Raw genomic sequence first — 17815 nt, 5'->3', positions numbered from 1 at the left:
ATCAGCGGTTTTTGGGTACGCGACGGTCGGTGGGCCGGGTCGGCGCCTGCGGGTACACGGCGGCGGTGACCAGCACGCCCACGGCTCCGCCGACCACCTGGGCCGCCAGGAACGGCAGCACGGAGCCGGGCGCGATCCCGGCGAACGTGTCGCTGAACAGGCGCCCGACGGTCACGGCGGGGTTGGCGAACGACGTCGAGCTGGTGAACCAGTAGGCCGCACCGATGTACGCGCTGACCGATGCGGGGATCCACGTGGTGCGCCCGGAACGGGCCAGCCCAAGGATCACCAGGACCAGCCCGGCGGTCGCGACCGTCTCGGCCAGCAGGTGCGGGCCGGTCGCCCGCTCGGTGGTGGACAGGCCCGCCGGGACGTCGAACATCGCGTTGGCCAGCAGGGCACCGCCGATCCCACCGGCGACCTGCGCGACGACGTAGGCGCCACCCTGGCCGGCCGACACCCCGGAGCCGGTCCGTCGGCCGGTGAACCAGTCCACGACCGTCACCACCGGGTTGAGGTGCGCGCCGCTGACCGGGCCCAGCACGGCGATTAGCACCGCAAGCCCCAGTGTCGTGGCCAGGCTGTTCTGCAGCAGCTGCAGTCCGACGTCGTCCGGCGAGAGCCGCTGAGCCGCGATCCCGGACCCGACCACGGCCGTTACCAGAAGCCCGGTCCCCAGTCCCTCGGCGACCGCGCGCCGCCACAGCGCCGGCCGGGCGACGGCGCGCGGCGTCGTGGGATCACACGGGACGGGCCGTGCGGTACGCGCGGGCACCTCGGCGGTCATCGCCGAGACCCTCGGTGTATCGACATTCTTCTATGTTGACAGTCGTCGATGCAGCGCGCAATCTCGCCGGCGCGCGGTTGAGCACCGGGCGGCGGGCGATCCGTGGCCGCGAGGGTGAACTTGCCGATCGTCTATTGATAATGATTCTCACTCCTGTTTCACTCCTCCCATGCGTGAGAATCGTTCTCATTTGTCCGGGATTGGGCGCGCGCCGAACGGTCCGCCACGCCCTGTACCGGGAGCTGCAGCGACGCGGCTGCTCGGCTCCGTCGCGTCGCGCCCCGTGCGCCGCCAGGTACCGACCACCTGAGGAACAAGAGTTCCGGTCGTCAGGGTGGCGGCCGGAGAGATGGAGGAGAACCAGATGATGATCGAGCGAAAGACCGGGCGTCGGATCGCGACGGCGCTGGTCGCGATGGGTGCGGCCGCCGGGATGGCCGGCGCGCTCGCGGCGCCCGCTGCCGCGGCGGATCGCACGTCGGGTCACTTCGACGTGGCGGCGGAGGTCGAGTGCGACGCGTTCGGCGAGGTGTCGGACGTCGCGGTGCACGTGCACGAGCACGTCGGCGGCGAGGAGGTGGAGCTGCCCGCGGGTGACTGGCTGACCTTCACGGGCACGAGCGGGCCGGAGGTCGGCTTCACGGTCGAGCCGGGGGCGTCGTGCGGCGTCCTCGACGTGGAGTTCGAGCCGAACGTCCTCGGCTCGGCCAGCACGGGCGGGACGGTCTCGGGCACGGGTGCCGCGGGCAGCTTCTCGGCCAGCAAGACCAGCGCCTCCGGCGGTCTGGTGCTGGACGGGTCCGGGCACGAGGACCTCACCTGGTCCTTCAGCGGCACCGGCACCTACCTGCTGTCGTTCGACGTGGCCGTGAACGGCGGTGCGCCGGTCCTCTCCGAGACCGTGCCGCTCAAGCGTTCCTGACCGGGCGGGGAGGGCGGCCCGCGCCGTCCTCCCCGCACTGTCCGCGGCGGCATGTGTGCGTCCCGTACCGCCCGCAGTCCCGCACCGCCCGCAGCCCCCGTAGCGCTCGCCGTCCTGCACTGCCCGCCGTCCTGCACCGAAAGGAAGCCTCGTGCTCAGAACGTCCGTACCGCGCCGCCGTGCGGCGGCCATCGCCCTCACCGTCGGGCTCGTCGCGGTCGGCGTCCCCGCCGCGGCATCGGCGACCGGCCGTACCGCGCCCGCGGTCACGTCCGCTTCGACGGCGCCGGCGTCGCCGTCCGACATGGCGCCGGCGTCGCCGTCCGACATGGCGCCGGCGTCCGACGCGGCCGTCACCGGGGCCGAACCGCCCGCCCGCACGGTGCTCGACGACGGCAACGCGTTCGTCGATGCGCTGCTCGTGGACGGTGAGCCGGCGATCGACGTCGGCTGGTCCGCGCAGGCCGGTCCCGCCACGATCACGGACCGGTACGCCCCGGACGACGTCGTCATCTCCGTGCCGCGGCCCCTCGCTCTGACGACGCCGGACGACGCCGCGCTGGCGCCGCTCGGCCCGCCCGGCACCGCGCTGTGGGCCACGAGCCAGGACTTCCCGACGCTCGGCTTCACGGGCACCGACGTCGTGCCGCGCCTGAACAACTATGGTCTGCCGCGCGACCAGGTCGCGCGCAACGGCGTGTCCTGGGAGATCACGGGGGTGCGCGGGGGCGGGCTGGTCGCGGTCGGCGGCCCGGTCCCGATGCCCGACCAGCCGATGAACCGGGTCTGGTACGCCGGGTACGGGCTGCGCTCGGAGGTCACCTGGACGCCGAGCACGACGAGCATCTCGCCGCCGGCGAGCCAGGGCTGGCTCTTCTCAGACCTCGGTCTGCACTGCCTTGACCTGCGCGTCTCGGTCACCGGGACCGACGGGCAGGTCCGGACGTCGCCGGTGGTCACCGTGCGTATCGCCGTCGGGAACGTGCCGGACGTGGCGACCGCGGAGTGCGGCGCTCCGGTCGACCCGGATCTCCCGGTACTCCCGCCCGACGACCCGGGTGGCCCCGGCGACCCCGACCCCGGCTCACCGGACCCGACCGACCCGACCGACCCGCGGAACAACGTGCTGCTGCCCGCCGCGCACTCCGACCTGTCCCTGCGGCCCGGCGACGACGAGCTGCGCCTCATGGTGCGCGAGTCCCACGGCAGCGCGCTCACCTGGTACGACCCGGCCACGCTCGTGATCCATGTGCCCGACGCCGCACGGGTCACCGTGCCCGAGCCGACGGCGTCGGCCGACTCGACGTTCCTCGCCCCGGCGGGCGCGGTGATCCACCGGCTGCCCAAGGTGCCGAAGGACGGCCTGCCCTGGCTCGGCGTCTCCTCGGAGACGTTCGACGCGCAGGACTACGACCGGCTGCCGACGCTGCGCCTGGAGAGCGTGACCGGCGCGGCCGGCGGCCCGCCGCCGGGCGAGTTCTTCCTCGGCGCCGACGAGGACCACGTCCGGTCGGGTGCGGCCCCGTGGTTCTCCACCCGTCAGGGCCTGCCCCAGGCGCACCCCGCGCTCGCGCCCGCGCTGGCGCACCAGCACCTGAGCTGGGACTTCACCGCGCCTGGCACGTACTGCGTGCGGCTCACCTCCACGGCAACCACGGTCGACGGCGCCGCGCGGGACGACGACGTGGTGCTCACCTTCGTCGTCGGCGGCACCGGCTATGACCCGACGTCGGCGCGCACCTGCATGCAGCGGGAGGCCGACCGGGCGCGCAGCCACGAGGATGCGCCGCGGGAGGCGGCGCCGGGCGAGGTCGGGCGGGTGCCCGCGCCGGAGGAGCGGGGCAGGGCGGCCTTCGCGGCACTGACCCCGCGCCTGGTCGACGGCGAGCTGCGGGCCGGCCTGGTGACCGGGGACCTGCGCGGGCACGGCGTGCGCCACGACCCGGCGGACGTGGTGCTCGCGACGGGCACGACCTCGCACGGCCTGCACGTCGAGCGGCTGCGCGAGGACTGGCGCGACGCCGAGCAGGAGTACGTCGAGGGGTACCAGCTCGGGCCGGGGTCGGGCCTGCTCAACGCGGTCGACCTGGACCTGGCCCACCTGGACCGGGCCGGCTGGCGCGGTGACCTGACCTGGACGCTCGACGGCGCGACGGGGCCCGGCGGGTTCCTCGTGGTCGACGACCAGCAGGCCCTGGTGCCCGGGCACAAGGGCGCGCTGCTCTCCACCGTCCCGGGGTACCCGGCGTCCGCGGCGCAGGTCCGGCCGGGCGGGGCGAACCTGCTGCGCTGGGTGTTCACGGCGGCCGGCCGGTACTGCGTGACCACCACCCTCGCGGGCACGCGCGCCGACGGGACGGCGACGTCGGCCGCGACCACCCTGACCGTCGCGGCCGGCGTCGACCCGGCCCGGGTGGAGCCCTGCCCGCCCGGCGGAGACCCGGGGGACCCGGGCGACCCGGGCCCCGGCGACCCCGGTCCGGGGCAGCCGGGCGATCCCGGCGGCGCGCCGGAGTGGCCCGTCACCGACCGCACGGTGCTGCGCAGCGGCCACGTCGATGTCCTGGCCCGTATCGAGCCCGGCAGCCTGACGACGGTGGTGCGCGACGACGCAGCGGTCCCCGCGCAGGAGCACGACCCCGCCGACGTCGCGTTCGCCGTGCCCGACGCCGCCCGGGCGGCGGTCCCCGACGACGACCGGTACGCCTTCCTGGGCGAGACCGGCGACCCCGTGTGGATCCTGCCCGAGAGCCCGACCCCGGACCTGGTCTGGCCGGGCTGGAACCTGGAGGTGGCGGACGGCGCTGCCGCGGACGCCGTCCGCTGGGCGCTGCTCGGTGTGGAAGGCCCGGGTGAGTTCATGCTCTTCGACTCCGGCGGCGGCGACTGGGGCGCTCCGCGCCTTCTGCTCGGCGCCGGCGCGGACGAGCTCGACTACGCGCAGCACGCGCACGGATCCTGGGCGTTCACCGCAGCCGGGGTGTACTGCCTGGACGTCTCGCAGACAGCTCTCGACGACGGCGCCCCTACCGCCGCGACGGACCGCGCGACCCTGCTCTTCGGCGTGGGCGTGGACGCGCGCCGCGTGACCGAGGAGCACTGCGGGCTCACGGCCGCGGAGTTCGCCGCGGGGCCGCAGGGGCCGGGGCCCAGCGACCCGGATCCCGATCCGGACGACCCGGGTGCTGACCCCGACGATCCGGGAAACGATCAGGACCCGGACGAAGACCAGGATCCTCGTCCTGGCGCGCCCGGCGGCGACTCGGGTGCGGACGACGACGACCCGCACCCCGCACCGACCACCCCAGGAACCTCGCCCGTGGGCGACGGACCGCCGTCGGCGGGGGGCGCGACGGACCACGGGCAGCTCGCGTCCACCGGGTTCGAGGCCGGCGCGGTGACACTGCTCGCCGTCGTGCTCGTCGGGGCGGGCATCGTGCTGATGGAGCTCCGACGCTGGGCGCGAGGTCGGTCGGCCTCGGCGTGACAGCGTCGAGTTCGGTCCCTTGCTCGTCGGGCTGAGCCGGATTCGGTCGGTTGCTTTGAGATCGGTCACTCGATTGACCGATCTCAAAGCAACCGACCGATCTCAGGCGCTCGGCGGGGGCAATGGACCGGTCTCGCGCGCTGGAACTGGGCAACCGACCGATCTCGGCGCTGAGCGCCGCAACCGACCTGTGTGCACGCCGTAGCAGCGGGTGAAATGCCGCCCTCGTTCTTGATAACGATTCTCAATCCTGGTTCACTTCCACGCGTGACTGAGAATCGTTCTCACCAAACCCTCGCGCTGACGGCGGTCGCCGCGCTGCTCAGCGCGTTCGTCGTCCCGGCCCTGGGCTCGACGGCGCTCGCCGCGAGCCCGGCGGGCGCCGTCGCCGAGCCGATGTCCGCCGCGGTGCCGGACCGCGAGTACGTGCTCACGCATGGGCACGTCGACGGCTTCGAGACCACCTACGACGCCGAGGCCGGCGAGCTGGTCCTGTCGGTCCGGGACGACACCCGGATCTACGACGACGAGCCGGTGTTCCGGACACCCGGGTCGACCACGTTCGCCTACGAGGACCCGCAGAGCCAGGTCACGCTGCCTCCGGCGACCGGTGCTTGGGCGTTCCTCGGCGAGTACGGCGAGGCCACGGTCTGGCTCGGCTCCCAGTCGGGCACCGACCAGCAGTACGCGCCCTGGGTCGGCTGGAGCACCGAGCGGCTCCTGGACTCGCTGGCCGGGACCGGCATCACGCCGGCGGCGGGCCGGCCGGTGTCGCTCGAGGTCGTGGTCGACGGTCCGGGTGACGTGTTCACGTTCCAGAACGACGCCTTCGGGCAGCCGGTCAACCGGTACCTCGACACCACGACGTCCGACGGCGGCACCATCCCCGTGGCGGCCAACGCCCACGTGCACACCAACTGGATCTTCACCGCCGAGGGCGACTACACCCTGAGCGTGACGCCTTCCCTGGCCACGTCCGACGGCGGCACGGTGACGGGCGACGCGGCGACCTACCACGTCCGGGTGGGCGAGCGGCCGGTCACCACGTCGGTCACCATCTCGGCCGACCGGGCCGGGTACACCGAGGGCGACACGGCGGTGCTGACGGCGGCGCAGGACCCGGCGACCGACCTGGCGGTCTACCGCTGGGAGGTCGCGCCGGCGGGCTCCGACCAGTTCGCCACGGTCGAGGGTCAGACGTCCGCGGTCTACCGGCGCGAGCTGGTGCGGGCGGACGACGGTGCCCGCGTGCGCGCCGTCCTGCTCGACGGCGACCGCGTCGCCGGAACCTCCGAGCCCGTGACCCTGTCGGTCGCGGAAGCGCCGGATCCGACGCCGACCCCGACCCCCACGCCGACACCCACCCCCACCCCCACCCCCACGCCGACGCCGGACCCCAGGCCCACGCCGACCCCGCCCGACCCCGGGGCGGACCCGGACCCCGGCCAGGACCGCGCGTACGTGCTCGACCACGGGCACGCCGATGCCTTCGAGACCACGTACGACGACGATTCCGGCCGCCTGGTGCTGTCGGTCAAGGACGACACCCGTATCCACGCGGACCGCACGGTCTACCGCTCGCCGCGGGACGTGACGTTCGCCTATGCGGACCCCCGCGGTCGGGTCGAGCTGCCCGAGGCGACCGGTGCCTGGGCGTTCCTCGGCGAGCACGGCGGGCGGACCGCCTGGCTCGGCTCGCAGACCGGCGGTGACCAGGACTACCTGCCGTGGGCCGGCTGGAGCACCGAGCGCCTGCTGCCGTCGCTGGCCGGGACGGGGATCACGCCCGCGTCCGGTACACCGGTGTCGCTCGTGGTGCGGGTGGACGGTCCGGGTGACGTGTTCACGTTCCAGAACGACTCGTTCGGGCAGCCGGTCAACCGGTACCTCGACACCACGACGTCCGACGGCGGCACCATCCCCGTCGCCGCGAACGCGCACGTGCACACCAACTGGGTCTTCACCGCCGCGGGCGACTACCACCTCACGGTGACTCCGCGCCTGCGGACCACCGACGGGCGCACCATCACCGGTCCCGCCGTCGACTACCACTTCCGTGCGGGCGCGCAGCCGGGGGACGGGCCTGGCGGGAGCGGCCCGGGCGACGGTCCGGGCGGCGACCGCGGCGACGACCCGAGCGGGGATCCGGATGACGACCTCGGCAAGGACCCGAATGATGATCCGAGCAACGACCCGGGCGACGGCACAGGCGCCCCGGGCGACCAGCCCGAGCAGTGCCTGCCGCAGCCGGTCACCGAGGAGGTGACCACCCCCGCCGTCGGCGGTATCACCTCCGGTCACTTCGACTTCGGGTCCATGGTGCGCGACGGCGAGCTCGTCGCGCGGGTGAAGGACGACCGCGAGCAGCCGTCGTCCTGGGTCGATCCGGCGTCGCTGACCTTCCGGCTGGGCGAGGCGGCCGCGGACGAGGTGCCGTCGGGCAGCGAGTTCGCCTTTCTCGGCGCGGCCGGCTCGACGGTCTGGTCGGTCGGCCAGGTCCAGGAGGCGGGCGTCCCGTGGATCGGCTGGAACACCCAGCACCCCAGCCTGGTCGAGGCGGCGGACGGTCCGGTCACGTTCGCGCTCGACGAGGTCGACGGCCCCGGTGAGCTCGGCGTGTACGCCACCGGCACGTTCGGGGGAGTTGGCACCAAGAACTTCGGCACCCTGCCCGGGTTCCCGCGGTCCATGACCGTGCCGCTGAACCAGCACGTGCACGCCAACTGGGCCTTTACCGAACCGGGCGTCTACGCGGTGACGATGACGCAGTCGGTCCGGCTGAAGGGCGGCGGCACCGCATCGGACTCGGCCACGCTGCGGTTCTCCGTCGGCGACACCTCCGGCACCACGACGCGGACCACCTACGTGGGCCGGACCGCCTCGGGCCAGGAGTGCGACCTGACCGCCGAGCAGCGCGCCGCGCTGGCGAGCACCGGCGCGAACGTGTTCCAGCCGCTCATCGCGGCCGGCCTGCTCGTGCTGGCCGGCGCCACGCTCGTCGTCGTCGCACGCCGCCGCCGGGCCTCGGCATGACGCAGGGCCGACGTCGATCCCGACGACACGGCGCCGCCGTCAGCGGGATGGTGGCGGGTTCCCTGCTGCTGGCCGGGTGCGGGGGCTGGAGCGTCACCGCCGAGCAGGACGGCGAGCAGGACGGCGAGCTCCGCGTGGTGACCACCACCGGGATCCTGGCCGACCTGGTGCGCAACGTGGCCGGTGACGGCGCGCAGGTCACCTCGATCGTGCCGCCCACCGGCGACCCGCACTCCTACGACCCCACCCTGCGTGACGTGCGGGACGTGGTCTACGCGGACGTGGCCTTCAGCAACTACCTGCTGCTGGAGGACCACGCGGTGGTCACCACCCTGGACGCCAACCTGCCGCAGGACGCCCCCAACATCTCGCTGGCGGAGTCGGCCACCAAGTACGCGGCGGAGGTGATCCCGCTGGTCGAGAACGTCAACCTGGACACCATCTGGCTCGGGCTCCGCGTCCACGGGACGGGCGAGGACCTCGGAGCGACCCGGGCGTCCGAGGTGCGGCTGCGGGTGACCGGTGTGGACGGGCCGGGTCGGCTGGCGGGCTACCTGACCGAGACGTTCGGCCAGCCGCGCGTGTACTTCGACTCGGGCGACGGGTTCGATGCCGCCGACGGGTACGCCCGGGACACCGCGACCCTGCCCACGGACGCGCACACGCACATGAGCTGGGCGTTCACCGAGCCCGGTGTGTACAGGGTGGCGCTGGAGTCCGACCTGGTGGTCGAGCCCGGTGGGGAGCCGCTGGCGCTGGGCGGCACGACGGTGACCTTCGCCGTCGGCGTCGACCCGTACTCCGTGCCCGGCCTGGCCGACGCCGAGGTGCTCGACGGCGGGCACGCGGACGTCACCGTCGACCTCGACGAGGGTGCGATCGTGCTGCGGGCCGACCCGCCGACAGGGGAGGGCGAAGGGGCGGAGGCGGACGGGAGTGACCACGCTCCTGCCTCGGGCGCCGCACCCGCCGGACCCGCCGGACCCGCCGGACGGGGCGGCGCCGGGCACACCCACACCCGGGTGTTGGACCCGGCGCGGACCGTGGTCTCCGTGCCGAACAAGGCGCTCGCCTCCGTGCCCGCTCAGCCGGGGTTCGGGTTCCTCGGCCGCCCCGGCGACCAGGTCTACCTGCTGCCCCAGGCGGTGCTGGGCAAGCACGTGCACGGCGAGATCGACCCGCACCTGTGGCAGGACGTGCGCAACGCGCAGGCCTACGTGGAGGTCATCCGCGACACGCTGGTCGCCGCCGACCCCGGGCAGGCCGCGCGGTTCCGGGCGAACGCCCGGGCGTACCTGGCCGAGCTGCGCGCCACCGACGCGTACGTCGAGCGCACCATCGCGCAGATCCCGCGCCCCCGCAGACACCTGGTGACCACGCACGACGCATTTGCCTACCTCGGCCGGGCGTACGACGTCGACATCGCCGGCTTCGTGACGCCCGACCCTGCCTCCGAACCCAGCGTCGCCGACCGGATCAAGCTCACGCGGACGGTGCAGGCCCTTGACGTGCCCGCCGTCTTCCTGGAACCCAATCTCGCGGCGCGGTCCACCGTGCTCACCGAGGTGGCGCACGAGAACGGCCTGCGGGTCTGCGACATCTACTCCGACGCGTTCGACGACCGCGTCACCACCTACGTCGACCTGATGCGTGCCAACGCCGACAGCCTGCGCCGGTGCCTGGCGTGACCGGCCACCCGGCACCGACGCGCCGGACCCGCAGGCGCGGGCGCACCGGCCAGCAGAAGGAGTACTTCATGACATCCCGAACCACGCGGGCGGCGGTCGCCTGTGCGGCTGTGCTGGTCGCCGTCCTGGTCGCGGGCACCGCATCGGTGGCCGTGGCCGCCATGCCCGCCATGCCCGCCATGCCCGCCGCGGACGATCCCGGGCTGGCGCAGACCGTGGAGCCGGACGAGGCGGTCGTCGACGGGGACGCGGTGGTGACCGACGGCCACGTCGACGTCGGACCGCGGTTCCTCGACGACGGATGGACCATGCTCGCGCGCGACGACCGCGAGGTCCCGTCCGTCTGGCGCGACCCCGAACGGACCGTGCTGCACCTGGGCGACGCGGCGGTGCTGCCCGCGCCGGACAGCCCCGACTTCGAGTTCCTCGGCGTCGCGCCCGGCACCCCGCTGCACGTGGTGCCGCAGACGCAGGCGCCCGACGTGGTCTGGCTGGGCTGGAACACGCAGGACCCGCAGGTCGTGGACGCCGTCGAGCAGGGGGCGACGCTGCGCCTCGACGCGGTGGACGGGCCGGGCGAGGTGTTCGTGTTCCTGCAGGAAGGGGTGACCGGGCCGCCGAACGTGCTGTGGGACTCCGGGCAGCCGCTGCCGCAGGAGCTGTGGATGGAGGTGAACACGCACGTCCACGCCAACTGGGTGTTCACGGAGCCGGGCGTCTACCGGCTCGACGTCACGATGCTGGCCGACCTGACCGACGGGACCACGGTCGAGGACGACAGCGCGCTCCTGTTCGCCGTCGGGCAGGATGCCGACCCTGCCGACGCGCTCGCGGCGGCGAGCGGTGACGCCGGGCCTGCCGCTTCGGGTGAACCGGCGGCCGGTGCCGCCGAGCCCACCGCTTCGGGTGAACCGGCGGTCGGCGGCGAGGAGTCGCCGACCGCCTCACCCTCGGCGAGCGGGGACACCGTGGCGCCCGCCGGGCCGGAGGCGAGCGTGCCGTCGTCCGACGGCGGCGCGCCGGGAGGTCTGGTCTGGGCGGCGGCTGTTGCCGGCCTGGCGCTGCTCCTGGTCCTGCTCCTTCGGGTGGTGCGGGCACGCCGCGCGCGGGCGGCCGCGGACCGGGACGCGGAGGACCGCTCATGACGGCAACCGTGGCGGGCACGACCAGCGCGGCGGCGCGGCCCGAGGCGGCCGCTGCGCTGCGGGTGCGCGACCTCGCCGTCGTGCTCGGCGGGCGGCCCGTGCTGGACGGCGTCCGGCTGGACGTGTCCGACGGCGAGCTGCTGGGGCTGGTCGGCCCGAACGGCGCCGGCAAGACGACGCTGCTGCGCGCCGTGCTCGGGCTGGTGCCGTCGTCGGGCCGGATCACCGTCGCGGGGCGGGACGTGCGCGCGGGCCGGTCGCGCGTCCGGTCGGCGCGCGCGACGGGCTCGGTCGGCTACGTGCCCCAGCGCCACGAGTTCGCGTGGGACTTTCCCGTCACGGTCGAGGAGGCGGTGCTGACCGGGCGGGTCACGCGGATCGGCTGGCTGCGCTCCGCCGGCGCCGACGACTACCGGGCGGTGCGGCGCGCCCTGGACCGGGTGGAGCTGAGGCACCTGCGGCGGCGGCCCGTCGGCGAGCTGTCGGGCGGTCAGCGGCAGCGGGTGCTCGTGGCCCGCGCGCTGGCGCTCGACCCGCGGATCCTGCTGCTGGACGAGCCGTTCACCGGCCTGGACGTGCCCACCCAGGAGCACCTCACCGGGCTGTTCCGCGAGCTCGCGGACGACGGGCGGGCCGTGCTCATGACCAACCACGATCTGGTGGGCGCCGTGCACGCGTGCGACCGGTTGTGCCTGCTGAACCGCACCGTCGTCGCGTCCGGCACGCCGGCCGAGCTGGCCGGACCCGAACCCTGGATGACGGCGTTCGGCGTCTCGGCCGGGTCGCCGCTGCTCGCGGCGATCGAGCGGGTGGCCGAGGGCCGGGCCGCAGGTCGGGCCGCGGGGGAGGGCCGGGCCGCAGGTCGGGCCACGGAGCCGAGAGACGGGGGCGACGCATGATCTCGCCCGTCGACTTCGTCCAGGACCTGCTCAACCCCGACCTCGCGTTCCTGCCCAAGGCGGTGCTCATGGCCGTGCTCTCCAGCGTGGTGTGCGGCGTGGTCGGCACGCACGTGGTGCTGCGCGGCATGGCGTTCATCGGCGACGCCGTGGCGCACGCCGTCTTTCCCGGGCTCGCGGTCGCGTTCGTGCTGCAGGGCTCGCTGGTGCTCGGCGGGGCGGTCGCGGGAGTGGCCACGGCACTGCTGGTCGCGGTGTTCGCGCAGCACCGGCGGCTGCGGGAGGACTCGGTGATCGGCGTCTTCTTCGTCGCCGCGTTCGCGCTCGGGATCGTGATCATCTCGGCCGCGCCTGGTTATGCGGGCTCGCTGCAGGACTTCCTGTTCGGCTCCATCGTGGGCATCCCGGACCAGAACGTGACGATCGCCGTCGTGGTCGGGCTGGTGCTGATGGCCGTGCTGTTCGCCGTCCACAAGGAGCTCGTCGCCGTGAGCCTGGACCGGGAGACGGCGCGGGCGCTGGGGCTGCCGGTCCTGCGGCTCGACCTGCTGCTCTACGTCGTGGTGGCGGCCGCGATCGTGATCTCGGTGCAGACCATCGGCAACGTGCTCGTCCTGGCCCTGCTGGTCACGCCGGCGGCCGCCGCACGGCTCCTGACCGACCGGCTCGGCCCGATGATGCTGCTCGGCCCGGTCATCGGGGGTGGGTCGGCGGTGGTGGGCCTGTACCTGTCCTGGAGCCTGGACCTGCCCGTCGGCGGCACGATCGTGCTCGTCGCCACCGGCGTGTTCCTGCTGGCCTGGCTGTTCGCGCCCCGGCACGGCGTGCTGAGCCGTGCCGGGGCGCGACGTCGGGAGCGGCCGGAGCCCGCGGCCCGGACCCGGTAGCGGCCCCAGGACGTCGCGCGGTTCCGCGTCGCGCGGTTCCGCGTCGCGCGCCAGCGTGTCGAGCACCCGGCTCAGGAAACCGGATGGCGCCGAAGCCCGTCGTCGTTATGCTCCGGCTACCGCAACGGGAGGGTTTTGTCGTGATCGATCTGGACAAGCTGGACGCCGCGGCGTCGCAGCGGTCGTTCTCCGGCGTCGTGACGGTCGACGTCGGTGACCGCAGGGTGCTGGAGCGCTGCTACGGGCTGGCCCATCGCGCGCTGCGGGTGCCGAACACCGCGGCCACGCGGTTCGGGATCGCGAGCGGCAGCAAGAGCTTCACCGCGCTGGCGATCATGCAGCAGGTCGTGTCGGGGACGCTGCGCCTGCAGGACCCGGTGCGCCGGTTCCTCGGCGACGACCTCCCGCTGATCGACGACGACGTCACGATCGAGCAGCTGCTCACGCACACCTCGGGGATCGGCGACTACCTCGACGAGGACGACGACTGGGACCCCGCCGACTACGTCCTGCCCGTCCCGGTGCACACGCTCGAGACGGCGGAGTCGTTCCTTCGGATCCTGGACGGTTTTCCCCACAAGCATGCGCCCGGTGTCCGGTTCGCCTACTGCAACGGCGGCTACATCGTGCTGGCGATCGTGCTGGAGCGGGTCACCGGGCGACAGTTCCAGGACGTCGTGGAGACGGACGTGATCCGGCCCGCCGGACTGACCGGCACGGCGTACCTCCGCTCGGACGAGCTACCCGGCGACGCGGCTCTGGGCTACCTAGCCTCTGAGGGCGATCGCAACAACGTGCTGCACCTGCCGGTGCGTGGCAACGGCGACGGCGGCGCCTACACGAGTGCCGCTGACCTGCACCGATTCTGGCGGGCGCTGTACGACGGCGCCATCGTGCCGCTGGACGTGGTCACCGAGATGACCCGCCCGCGTTCGGACGTGCCGGAGGAGGAGCTGCGGTACGGCCTCGGATTCTGGCTGCACCCGGCCGACCCCGCGGTCGTGATGGGCGGCTTCGACGCGGGCGTCGCCTTCCGCTCGACGCACGATCCCGCGACCGGTACGACGGCGACCGTGCTGAGCAACTGCACCTTCGGGTCGGGAGCCGTCATCGAGCTGCTCCAGGCATCCTGGCCGGATCTGCTGAAGGCGGCCTGACCGTCCCGGCTGCCCTGGCCGAGCGCCGGCCGGGGCCGTTGGGGCGCGGAACCAGGGTTCCGCAGGTCGCGCCGCTCCGCGAGGACGGCGCCACGGCGAGGACGGCGCCACGGCGAGGACGGCGCCACGGCGAGGACGGCGCCACGACCGGGCTGTGCGGGCATTGCCCAGCGTCCGCGGCATAGGTGGCCAGATCGTCGGCCATGCGCTGCTTGACCCCCGGCAGGACGAAGGGCATCAGCCAGCCGACGCCGGGTCGTGCGCGCCAGGTGCCCCGCCAGGTGATGATGGTCCCGCCCGTGGCGGTCGGCTCCAGCTCGATCACGGCGCGGTAGTCCCGCAGGGCGGGGTTGAAGGTGCCCTGGTAGGCCAGGCGCCGGTTCTCCACGAGCTCGGTGAGCTGTTCGCCGGTGACGGTGCCCAAGCTTGGTAGTCCCGAGCTTGGTAGTCCCAGATCTGGGACTAATCTCGGCCTAGCCGACGTGCCACCTTTCGGCATGGCGACGAAGTCGTGGCTCCCTGACCTGCGAGAGAGTTCCCGGGGCACGGCAGCCAGTCCCGGTCGACGGCGTCGCGCCGACCACTGAGACGCGCTCCCTGGTTCGACGGCGGATGGGAGTTAGATGTTGAGCATCTGTTCTGGTCGGGTCGGTGGGCCGCTGAAGCCGCCGGGCTTGCCGGTCCGCCGGCCTGCCGGTCCGTCGGGCTTGCCAGTCCGTCGGGCTCGCCGGGCCTGTCGTCAGGCAGGTCTTCCGGTCAGGCGGCTTCGGCGGCCGGTGGGTCCGCGGGTGGGTCGGCGGGTGGTGAGTCCGCACGGTTGGCGGGGTTGGTGTCGGCTGGTGGTGGGGTGTCGATGGCGTCGGGTAGGTGGATGTGGTGTCCGTGGGCGTCGGTGAAGGCCCATCCGGTCTCTACCAGGGCCCCGACGGCACTGGTATTGGTGGTGGGTTTGCCGGTCCAGTGCATGGTGATGCCCCGCGTGTCTACCAGGGCATGGTGGTGCCAGCACAGCAGGGCACTGTTCGCCACGGACGTGTCTCCGCCGTCGGCCCAGTGCTTGACCGCATGGTGGACCTCGCACCTGGATGGTGGTTGGTCGCATCCGGGGTAGACGCAGTGCTGGTCCCGAGCAATGACCGCGCGGCGCATCTGCCCGGTCACGGTCCGCTGGGCGCGTCCGACGTCCAGGACGGCGCCGTCGGGGCCGAACACGATCCTCGTGACGGCACTGTCACACGCCAGGCGGCGCAGCAGGGCGCGTGGGACCCGGCCGCCGGTCTCGGTGAACACCGCACCACCCGAGGCCAGGAGCCCGGACACCGGCGGCGGTGTGCCGGCCGTGCCCCAGCCCGCCATGTCCCAGCCCGCCATGTCCCAGCCCGCTGCGTTCCAGCCCGCTGCGTTCCAGCCCGCTGCGTTCCAGCCCGCTGCGTTCCAGCCCGCTGCGTTCCAGCCCGCGACTTGCAGCCGTGTGGTGCGGGGGCCGCTCGTTCCCGCCAGGCCCGCCCCGCCACCGCCGGCCGAGCCCGTGACGCCCGCCGCCCCTGCGCCCGCGGTCCCTGCGCCCGCCGTGGCAGTTCCGCCCGCGATGCCCGTGGCGCCTGCCGTGGTACTTCCGCCCGCGATGCCCGCCGTGATCGTCGTGATCGTCGGGCCTGTCGTGCCTGTCGGGCCTGTCGTGCCTGTCGGGCCTGTCGTGCCTGTCGCGCCTGTCGTGCTCGTGGTGCCCGTCGTGCCTGCGCTTGTGGTGCCCGCCTGGGTCGTGCGGCTGGGTGCGGTCTGTCCGCAGGTGACGCAGAGGCCCTGCCGGGTGCGGGTGATCTGGGTGACCAGCTCGGTCCAGGACACCGTCACGTTCAAGTGCGGCGCGATCGCCGCCCCCGGCGAGGCCTGATTGGCATCCAGCACGACCCGGGCCACGTCCGCCAGGCCCTGCGCCCGACGCTGGGTAGGCGTGCGGGTGTCCTCCGCGGCCGGTGCGCCGGTGACCGCGGTGATCGCGGTGGTGACCAGCAGGCCGTGCTCATCGGTCAAGAACCCGGCCACGTGATACCCGCCCAGCGTCTTGGACAAGTCCAGGAACTCACCCGCAGCGGCCTTGTCATCCTCGACCTCATCGGTGTCCGGGTCGGTCACCGACGCGAACCGGCGCGCCACGATCCGGAACTGGTCCGCGTTCAACACGCCCGCCTCACGTAGGACCGCACCCTCCCCCGTCACCAGCGTGCCCTCAGCGACCGCGTCCTGGAGGACCTCGGTGATCAACTCACGCGTTGCCGTCCCGTCCGGGTCATCCGCGGGGTCGGGGACGTCCACCGGCACGGTCTGCACGAACAGCTCCGGCGTGGTCGGCTGGCCGGTGCGGGTGTCGATCAGCCAGGCCAACGCGTCCTGCCGGGTCGGGCTGGTCGGCGCCTCCTGCGTCATCACCCGCGCATGATCCACACCCAGCTCACCCGACACGAGCCGTTCCCGGGTGGCCGGCAGCACGGTGGCCAGGCGGCGCGCGATCGTCATGTCCTTGCTCGCCGTCGCAGCCGACACACCCTCGTGCAGCCGCAGCCAGGTCGTGAACGTCCTGGCCATCCCACCCGACCGCCACGACCCCTCGGCCTCGATCCGCGGCAACAACGTGTACCGCACCCCATCCAGGCGGCCCGTCACCCGACGGACCCGGGTGTGCGCCTCCACCAACCGGGCCACACTCGGCGCGTCCCACCCGTCCAGCACCTCCGGACCGACCAGGGTTGCCAGGTCATCGACCGCGGCCTCGATCCGGGCCACCGCCTCCTCAACCGAACCCGCCGGAGGCAGACCACCCGGTGCCATACCGTCCATCGGCTCTGCCATAGGTCCCACCCCCTTGCCCGTCGTCTGCTAGCCCATTGTTGTTTGCTGGTCCCATTCTCTCGCACGTTTGTATGACTTGCACGCACCATCTGGAATCTGTGGATAACCTTTCATGACGCCACCCGGGACGCCTCAGGGACCACGCCAGAAGCGTTGCCTCAAGGCGCGGCCCGCGCCAAGAACTCGGAGAGGATCGGCATGGTGTGGCGGCTGGGACAGTCCCCGACAGCGCCGCCGAGGCGTCGTAGCGCCGCCGTCGTGCATGCCGGGGGCTCCTGATCGATCACGGCTGGCTGCGCGTCAACGGAAGCCCGTTGCCCGGCAGCCCTGGGCGCCGACCGGGTCTCAGTCGAGCTTCTCGGCGAGTCCGAGAAGGATGCCTTCGGGTCCGCGTACGTAGCAGAGTCGGTACACGTCCTCGTACCGGACCACCTCGCTGCTGACGAGTTCTACGCCGTCCTCGCGCAGCCGGCCGAGGGTCTCGTCGATGTCGTCGACCTCGAACATGACGCGCAGGTAGCCCAGGGCGTTCACCGGGGCGTTCCGGTGGTCGGCGACGACGGGCGGCTCGAGGAACCGCGAGAGCTCGAACCGGCCGTGGCCGTCCGGGGTGCGCATCATCGCGATCTCGACGCGCTGGTTCCCCAGCCCGGTGACGCGCCCGGCCCACTCGCCCTCGACGACGGTCTGCCCTTCGAGCTCGAGCCCGAGCTCGCGGAAGAACTCGACTGCGCCGGCCAGGTCCTCGACGACGATGCCGACGTTGTCCATCCTCACGGTCATGGCGCCACGCTACCGGGATCGACGCTCGGTGGAGGAAATCCAACCCGCGCAGATGGTTTGGAAGGCGTGTGCTCGGCGACAGGTGCTCGGCCAACAGGGGCTTTCTCATCTGCGCAGTTGCGCTGTCCAGCGGCCTCGTTGTCCTTGTCGGGCCTTGTACCGGGCGTCCACAGTTGG

Annotated in this window: 12 protein-coding genes; 8 read left to right on the top strand and 4 right to left on the bottom strand. The window is 73.3% G+C overall.

All coding sequences use genetic code 11. The features are described from left to right. Position 1 precedes the first annotated feature (1 nt). Positions 2–787 carry an aquaporin gene (locus tag AC0QU1_RS17910; protein ID WP_483571197.1) on the bottom strand — a complete coding sequence of 262 codons (786 nt, stop codon included), beginning with the start codon at positions 785–787 and terminating at the stop codon, positions 2–4. Between the two features lie 364 nt (positions 788–1151). Between AC0QU1_RS17910 and AC0QU1_RS17905 the strand changes: the two genes are divergently transcribed. The 8 genes from AC0QU1_RS17905 (at position 1152) to AC0QU1_RS17870 (ending at position 14005) form a co-directional block, all read left to right on the top strand. Further along, positions 1152–1709 carry a hypothetical protein gene (locus AC0QU1_RS17905; protein ID WP_483571195.1) on the top strand — a complete coding sequence of 186 codons (558 nt, stop codon included), beginning with the start codon at positions 1152–1154 and terminating at the stop codon, positions 1707–1709. Positions 1710–1860: 151 nt separating this feature from the next. Next, positions 1861–5196 carry a choice-of-anchor M domain-containing protein gene (locus AC0QU1_RS17900; RefSeq protein WP_483571193.1) on the top strand — a complete coding sequence of 1112 codons (3336 nt, stop codon included), beginning with the start codon at positions 1861–1863 and terminating at the stop codon, positions 5194–5196. A 267-nt stretch (positions 5197–5463) separates the two neighbouring features. Further along, positions 5464–8229, top strand: coding sequence for a TIGR03773 family transporter-associated surface protein (locus tag AC0QU1_RS17895; RefSeq protein ID WP_483571192.1), 2766 nt, complete (start codon positions 5464–5466; stop codon positions 8227–8229). 47 nt (positions 8230–8276) lie between these two features. Next, on the top strand, positions 8277–9917 hold the full coding sequence (locus tag AC0QU1_RS17890; RefSeq protein ID WP_483571190.1) for an anchored repeat ABC transporter, substrate-binding protein: 1641 nt from the start codon (positions 8277–8279) through the stop codon (positions 9915–9917). Between the two features lie 68 nt (positions 9918–9985). Further along, complete coding sequence (locus AC0QU1_RS17885; RefSeq protein ID WP_483571188.1) at positions 9986–11062, top strand: choice-of-anchor M domain-containing protein; 1077 nt, start codon at positions 9986–9988, stop codon at positions 11060–11062. Beyond that, the gene (locus tag AC0QU1_RS17880) at positions 11059–11961 is read left to right on the top strand and encodes an anchored repeat-type ABC transporter ATP-binding subunit (RefSeq protein ID WP_483571186.1); all 903 of its coding nucleotides are present in this window, start codon (positions 11059–11061) and stop codon (positions 11959–11961) included. The genes AC0QU1_RS17885 and AC0QU1_RS17880 overlap by 4 nt, the downstream gene beginning before the upstream one ends. Further along, positions 11958–12848 carry an anchored repeat-type ABC transporter permease subunit gene (locus tag AC0QU1_RS17875; RefSeq protein ID WP_483571184.1) on the top strand — a complete coding sequence of 297 codons (891 nt, stop codon included), beginning with the start codon at positions 11958–11960 and terminating at the stop codon, positions 12846–12848. Before AC0QU1_RS17880 ends, AC0QU1_RS17875 begins: the two co-directional genes overlap by 4 nt. 140 nt (positions 12849–12988) lie before the next feature. Then, entirely contained in the window at positions 12989–14005 is a 1017-nt protein-coding gene (locus tag AC0QU1_RS17870) for a serine hydrolase domain-containing protein (RefSeq protein ID WP_483571182.1), read from the top strand. Here the strand turns inward: AC0QU1_RS17870 and AC0QU1_RS17865 are convergent. The 3 genes from AC0QU1_RS17865 to AC0QU1_RS17855 form a co-directional block, all read right to left on the bottom strand. Then, positions 13956–14429, bottom strand: a complete 474-nt coding sequence (locus AC0QU1_RS17865; RefSeq protein WP_483571180.1) for an SRPBCC family protein — start codon at positions 14427–14429, stop codon at positions 13956–13958. The genes AC0QU1_RS17870 and AC0QU1_RS17865 overlap by 50 nt on opposite strands. 332 nt (positions 14430–14761) lie before the next feature. Further along, entirely contained in the window at positions 14762–16855 is a 2094-nt protein-coding gene (locus AC0QU1_RS17860) for an HNH endonuclease signature motif containing protein (protein ID WP_483571178.1), read from the bottom strand. A 345-nt stretch (positions 16856–17200) separates the two neighbouring features. Further along, the gene (locus AC0QU1_RS17855; RefSeq protein ID WP_483571176.1) at positions 17201–17638 is read right to left on the bottom strand and encodes a VOC family protein; all 438 of its coding nucleotides are present in this window, start codon (positions 17636–17638) and stop codon (positions 17201–17203) included. Positions 17639–17815: the final 177 nt, after the last annotated feature.

This window comes from Promicromonospora noduliphila (assembly GCF_056951025.1).
Note: the sequence above shows the minus strand (reverse complement) of the source record. Positions and strands in the feature narration are given on the sequence as shown.